Raw genomic sequence first — 6,021 nt, 5'->3', positions numbered from 1 at the left:
CCGTCGTCGTCGACGAGCAGCCCCTCACCGAAGTCCACGACCACCGTGACCGCCGGAAACGGCACCACCCGCAGGTCGAGCTCCTCCCCGCTCCGGTCGCGGAAACCGGCCATGGCGACCCCCGGCAGCCGCACCGGCCCGGCCGGGGTGGAGATGTCCCACCGCGCCGCGGCGCCCTGAACCGAATCGGCAGATCCCATGCGCCCAGGTTACGAGCCGCCGCGGACACCAAGTGCCCTGCCGGGGACGACATTTGTCCAAGCCCGGGCCGGGCATCCGCCGCCACACTGACGACCGGGCGCCGCCCCCACGCCGATCCGACGAGGAAAGCCACCACCATGACCGTGACCCCGATCGACCTCTACTCCTCCTTCCTCCACATCCGCCCCGACGGCCGGGTGCGCGCCGAACAGCCGGTGTTCGACCCGGAGCGGGACGGCTGGCAGCTGATGACCTTCCACGTCGAGAACGACGCCGACGTCCACGGCGACCACTGGGAGATCCACACCGAGGCGGACGAAGTCGTCTCCTGCCTCACCGGAGGCATCCGCCTCCTCCTCCGCCCGGAGCACCCGGGCGACCGGGAGGAGGGCGTCGAACTCACCCCGGGGACGGCGGTGATCGTGCCCCGGGGCCGCTGGCACCGCATCGCCCTGGACGCCCCCAGCGACATCATGTCCCTGACCCTGCCCCACGGCAGCCGCCTCGAACAGCGCACCGAAGCCTGACCGCGCCTTCACCGACGGGCTCCGCACCCGGCCCGGCCTTCCCCGCCGGGCCGGGTGCGCTCCGGCGGACCGGACCTCAGATCTCCCTCAGAAGATCGCGCTCTGCGCCTGCCGCCCCCACGCCCCCGGATACGTTCCCCCTACGACCACCTCACCGACCTGGCGGGTGGCCTCGCACGGACGTCACCACGGGGGAAACCATGCGCTCCGGAACACGCGCGACCACCGCCTCGGCCCTTGTCCTCCTCACCGCCCTGGCCACCGCCTGCACCACCGAGACCTCCCCGGACCCGGGGCGGCCCAGTTCCCCGGCTGCCTCGGCGCAACGGCGGGACGGGCAGCAGCCGACGACGGCGGCCACCGAACTCACCCAGGGCGCCCGCGCCGGAGCCGCCCTGGAGACGGCGGCCCCCGAGGAGGACCCGGCCTTCGTGGAATCCGGACTCGAACGCGTCCGTGACGGCGTGCACCACCGCTCCCCGCTCACCCGGGGTACGTCCTACACGGTCTCCGTCGCCTGCGCCGGAACCGGAACCGTCACCGTCGTCATCGACCGCACCGCCTTCCCGCCCGCGCCGTGCGACACCGTGCCCGTGCGCCACCGCGTCGACCACGCCCCCGCGCAACTGCCGCTCTCCGTGACGGGAACACCGGGATCCACCGGCATGATCGCCTGGCGGATCACCTCCACGACGACCTGACCCGCGCGTTCGTTACCCTGGACCGACATGACTGATCCCCGGTGGCTTCCCCTGCTGTTCCTCGACGTCGACGGTCCGCTCATCCCGTTCGGGGCGGAAAGCGGACGGTATCCGTCCTTCCGCACCGGCCATGTGCCGGCAGCCGCCGCGAACCCGCTGCTGACCCGCCTGGACCCCGCGCACGGAGAGAAACTGGCGGCGCTTCCGTGTGCGATCGTCTGGGCCACGACCTGGATGCAGGACGCGAACGAGTGCCTTGCCCCCCTGCTCGGTCTCGCACCCCTTCCCGTGATCACCTGGCCGGAGCCGTCCTCCCTCGACGAGCAGGACGAACGCGCGGGACTCCACTGGAAGACCCGCGCCCTCGTCACACACGCGGCGGGGCGGCCGTTCGTATGGGTCGACGACGAGATCAGGGACGCGGACCGGGCGTGGGTGGCCGCCCACCACCGGGGACCCGCCCTCCTGCACCGCGTCGACGCCCGCGTCGGTCTCACCGAGGACGACTACGCGGCGGTCGGCGCCTGGTTCCGGCGGCAGCCGCAGGTGGACGGGGACGACCGCCGGACCGCGTAGCGGGGGCACGAACGTACAGGTCCCCGGGGAGGTCTGACGCGAGATCAGGCCTCCCCGGGGCCCGGGTCCCGCCTGCCCCGCCGTCACCCCGGCCGCCGGAACCGCCCCCGTCGCGGGCCCGTTCGCCCCGGACGCACGCCGCCCCCACCCGTCACGTCAGACGACGGCCCCCGACCCCGCACGCTCCCGTACGGACGGCCGGACCCGCACCGGCGCCGGGTGCCGGTCTTCCAGGAAGACCGCCAGGGGCAGCGTCGTGAACACCGTCGACGCCATGCCCAGGACCACGCCCGCGAGAAGCGCGACGGAGAAGTCCGTCAACGAGTCCCCACCGAGGACGGCGAGCGCCACCAGCACGAACAGTGCCCCCATACCGGTGTTGACCGTACGCGGCAGGGTCTGGGCGACCGCCCGGTCCGCGAGGTCGGCCTGCGGAACGCGGCCGCCCTTGCGCCGCAGCTCGCGCAGCCGGTCCAGGACCACCACGGAGTCGTTCACCGAATAGCCGACCACGGTGAGCAGTGCCGCGAGGAAGACGCTGTCCACGGGCTTGCCGAGCCAGGCGAACAGACCGATCACGAGCAGGACGTCCTGCGCCATCGCCGCCACGGCCGACACCGCGTACGTCCAGCGGAACCGTACGCTCAGATACACCAACTGCGCGAGGACACCGAGACCGAGCGCGACGAACGCCTGGGTCCGCAGCTCGCCGCCGAGACTCGGCCCGACGCGCTCGTCCCGCTCGACCGAGACCGGCCCGGCCACGCTCGCGACGGCCCGCCGGATCTCGTCCTGTTCGGCGTCCCCGGTCTGCCGGACACGCACGGACACCTCCCGGTCCCCGTCGCCCGTGGTCCGGACGACGGCGTCCGGGAACCCGGCGGCGGCCACGGCCGAGCGCGCCTCGTCGGCGTCGACGGGGTGGACGGCCGCGTACTGCACGACCCGGCCGCCCGTGAACTCCACACCGAACTCCACGCCCCGGGCCGCGATCCCGGCCATGGCGAGCAGCAACAGCCCGGCACTCGCCGCGAACCACCGGCGGCGGCGCGCCATCAGGCGGGGAACCCGCCGGGTGAGCCGGGTCCGCAGGCGCCCGGGCGTGGCCATACCGGTGAGGGACGGCCGGCGGCGCACCGCCGGCAGCGCCAGCGCACGGTCGGCGAAGATCCGGGTGATCACCATCGCGGTGAGCATCGACGCCACGACACCGATCGCGAGCGTCACACCGAAGCCCTTCACCGGCCCGGTCGCGAAGGCGAAGAGGAGTCCGGCGGCGAGGAGCGTGGTGACGTTGGCGTCGGCGACGGCACTCCACACCTTGCCGAAGGCCGCCGTCACCGGCCGCCGGGGGTCCCGCGCGGCGGTCCGGCCCAGGGCCCCGTACTCCTCCCTCGCCCGCTCGAAGACGAGCACATTGGCGTCCACGGCGATGCCGATCGCGAGGACGAACCCGGCGAGCCCGGGAAGGGTGAGCGTGGCGCCGAGGGCGAGCACGGCGGCGTACGAGATCAGTCCGTACAGCAGCAGGGCGAGCGTGGCGAGCAGGCCCAGGAGCCGGTAGACGGCGATGACGAAGACGCCCGTGCAGGCCAGGCCGATGAGCGCGGCGAGCAGACTGGCCCGGATCGCCTCGGCGCCGAGGGTCGGCCCCACGGTGCTCTGCTCGACCGTGGTCACGGGCACGGGCAGCGCGCCGCCCTCCACGAGCGCGGCGAGATCCCGGGCCTCGTCGGCGGAGAAGCCGCCCGTGATCTGCGTGGACCCGCCGACGATGCCCGAACCGCACGGCACGCCGGCCTCCACACCGGGCGCGGACACGATCCGGTCGTCGAGGACGATCGCGACCCTCCGCGCGGGATCTCCGGCCGGCGCGCAGGCCGCCTTGCCGGTCAGGCGCGCCCACTCGTCCGCCGCCTTGTCCCGGAAGGCGAGGTCGACGGTCCAGCCGCGGCCGCCGGCCGCGTCGAGGACGGCCTCGGCGCTCTTCACCCCCTCACCTGTGAGCGCCGGCGCGGACAGGGCGAGGAAGGCACCGGGCGCGTCCGGATCGGCGAGGACCCGGCCGTTCTTCGCGGCGGGCGCCTCAGGGGTGGCAGCGGTCGCGGTGACGGCGTGCACGGTCAGCTGGGCGGTACGGCCGATCACCTCGGCGGCCTCCCGGGGGTCGCGCAGGCCCGGAAGCTCCACCACGATCCGGCGCTCGCCGGACCGCGCGAGCGACGGCTCGGCCACACCGAGCCCGTCGACCCGCTTGCGCAACACCTCCAGCGTGCGCTCGGTGGCCGCGGCGTCGGCGCGGACCCTGGGGGTGTGCTGGGTTTCGAGAACGATACGGGTGCCGCCCCGGAGGTCGAGCCCGAGACGGGGCGGCGTGGTCAGGGCGGTCCAGAGGGAGAGCGCGACGACGACGAGCGCGAGCAGCGCGCGCCGGAGCGCGACGGGAAAAGACATGGGAACTCCACGGGCGGCGCGGCACGGGGCGCACGGCGTCTGCTCGGTGCGCCGGTGCCGGCGGACAGGTCGGAAGCGCGCGACCGTCAGGACATCCCGGGCCCGGACACACCGAGGGCCCGGACGACAGCGGCGCCGGAAACGTCAGCTGTGCCGGGTGGAGGGGGGCCCGCGCGGAACCCGTGAACCGTACGAACCCCCGGGCGGCGCCCGCTCCCGGCGCGCCTCACCCGCGACCGTGCCCCGCGAGGGCACGTCCGGCCCCCGCCGCACCACGGGCGGAGCCATCGGCGGCGCAGGGAAGCGTACGGAGTGCTCCACCACCGGAGGCAGTTCGGCGACGGCGGACGAGGAGACCTCGGGCGCCGCGTCGGCGGCGCCGGGCCCGGCGTGAGCGGTGAACGGGTCGCCTCCGGGCGCCGGGAGAACGGCGAGGGAGGCGACCGCGGAGTGCGGGACCGGCAGGACGCCCGCCGTGCTCCCGGAGACGGGGGCCACCATCAGCAGCGACCAGAGGGCGCACAGCAGCCCGGGCAGAAGACGACCGAGGAAACGCGTGGCGCGCCCCATGCCGCCTCCTTCCCGTCGCTCGTGGAGTCCCCCAGCCCAGGGGGTGTGTCGTCCATCCTGCCGGACTGATCGACAAGACGTCCCCCGGGGTGCCCGACGGGTTCGTGACGAGGTGGCCGGCGGCCCGGTCGCGGGGACCCGGGACGGCCTGCCCCGAGCGGTGCGGGGCGTTTGACTCAGGCGGCGGGTCTGCCGCGCGGCTCAGTCGACGACTTCGACGTCCTTCCAGAAGGCGACCCGACCGCGCACCATGGCGGCGGCGTCCTTCGGATCGGGGTAGAACCAGACGGCGTCCTCGCTGCGCTCCCCGGCGTGCTCCAGGGCGTAGTACGACGCCCTTCCCTTCCACGGACACGTGGTGTGCGTGTCGGAGTCGCGCAGAACGTCCTCGCGCAACGAGGCCCGGGGGAAGTAGTGATTGCCCTCGACGACGACCGTGTCCTCGCTCTCGGCGATGACGATGTCCTTCCACACTGCTTTCGGCATGGCACTCATCCTCACAGAGCGGGGCGGCCGGCGTCCCGCGCCCCGCGAAATCCACTCCGCAGGCCCGACGTGGTACCCGGTCCGCCCCCGGCCCTTACGGACCTCGGCCCGGTCCCCGTACGGCTCCGGGCACCGAGGCCCGTGCCGTGGAAGTTCCGTCGCCCCGGCTTGTCGGTGGTGGCTGCGAGGATCACCGCATGACGCACCCCACCGCCGCCATCACCGCCTACTGGGACGCCGCCGCCCGCGACTTCGACGACGAACCCGACCACGGCCTGCGGGCACCGGAGACCCGGGCCGCCTGGGCGGACCTGCTGTCCCGTTGTCTGCCGTCCGCCCCGGCCGACGTACTGGACGTCGGCTGCGGCACCGGCTCGCTATCCGCACTCCTGGCCGGGGCCGGGCACCGGGTGACCGGTGTCGACCTCGCACCCCGCATGGTGGAGGCGGCCCGGGCCAAGCTGGCCGCCGCCGGCCTTCCGGGCCGGTTCCTGGTCGGCGACGCC

Annotated in this window: 7 protein-coding genes and 1 pseudogene; 4 read left to right on the top strand and 4 right to left on the bottom strand. The window is 74.3% G+C overall.

What is annotated here, in order from left to right; translation table 11 throughout:
- Positions 1-200, bottom strand: a pseudogene (locus RIF68_RS24280) (hypothetical protein); the annotation flags it as partial.
- 138 nt (positions 201-338) lie between these two features.
- Here RIF68_RS24280 and RIF68_RS24275 point away from each other — a divergent pair.
- From RIF68_RS24275 to RIF68_RS24265, 3 genes are all read left to right on the top strand, one after another.
- Positions 339-728: a cupin gene (locus RIF68_RS24275; protein WP_309053420.1), complete on the top strand. Its 390-nt coding sequence runs from the start codon at positions 339-341 to the stop codon at positions 726-728.
- 200 nt (positions 729-928) lie between these two features.
- On the top strand, positions 929-1,429 hold the full coding sequence (locus RIF68_RS24270; RefSeq protein ID WP_309053419.1) for a hypothetical protein: 501 nt from the start codon (positions 929-931) through the stop codon (positions 1,427-1,429).
- Between the two features lie 27 nt (positions 1,430-1,456).
- A complete protein-coding gene (locus RIF68_RS24265) occupies positions 1,457-2,005 on the top strand; it encodes an HAD domain-containing protein (protein ID WP_309053418.1) in 549 nt (182 codons plus the stop codon).
- A 156-nt stretch (positions 2,006-2,161) separates the two neighbouring features.
- Here RIF68_RS24265 and secD read toward each other — a convergent pair whose 3' ends face one another.
- From secD to RIF68_RS24250, 3 genes are all read right to left on the bottom strand, one after another.
- A complete protein-coding gene (gene secD, locus RIF68_RS24260; RefSeq protein ID WP_309053417.1) occupies positions 2,162-4,459 on the bottom strand; it encodes a protein translocase subunit SecD in 2,298 nt (765 codons plus the stop codon).
- 144 nt (positions 4,460-4,603) lie between these two features.
- Positions 4,604-5,029 (bottom strand): hypothetical protein, encoded by a 426-nt coding sequence (locus RIF68_RS24255; RefSeq protein WP_309053416.1) that lies wholly within the window; start codon positions 5,027-5,029, stop codon positions 4,604-4,606.
- Positions 5,030-5,230: 201 nt separating this feature from the next.
- On the bottom strand, positions 5,231-5,515 hold the full coding sequence (locus RIF68_RS24250; protein ID WP_309053415.1) for a DUF427 domain-containing protein: 285 nt from the start codon (positions 5,513-5,515) through the stop codon (positions 5,231-5,233).
- Between the two features lie 197 nt (positions 5,516-5,712).
- Between RIF68_RS24250 and RIF68_RS24245 the strand changes: the two genes are divergently transcribed.
- Positions 5,713-6,021 (top strand): methyltransferase domain-containing protein (locus tag RIF68_RS24245; protein ID WP_309053414.1); only part of this gene is annotated, 309 nt, incomplete at its 3' end.

It is taken from the genome of Streptomyces sp., assembly GCF_031178505.1.
Lineage (GTDB): Bacteria > Actinomycetota > Actinomycetes > Streptomycetales > Streptomycetaceae > Streptomyces > Streptomyces gulbargensis.
The sequence above is the reverse complement of the archived record's forward strand: the minus strand, read 5'-3'. Positions and strand labels throughout refer to the sequence as shown.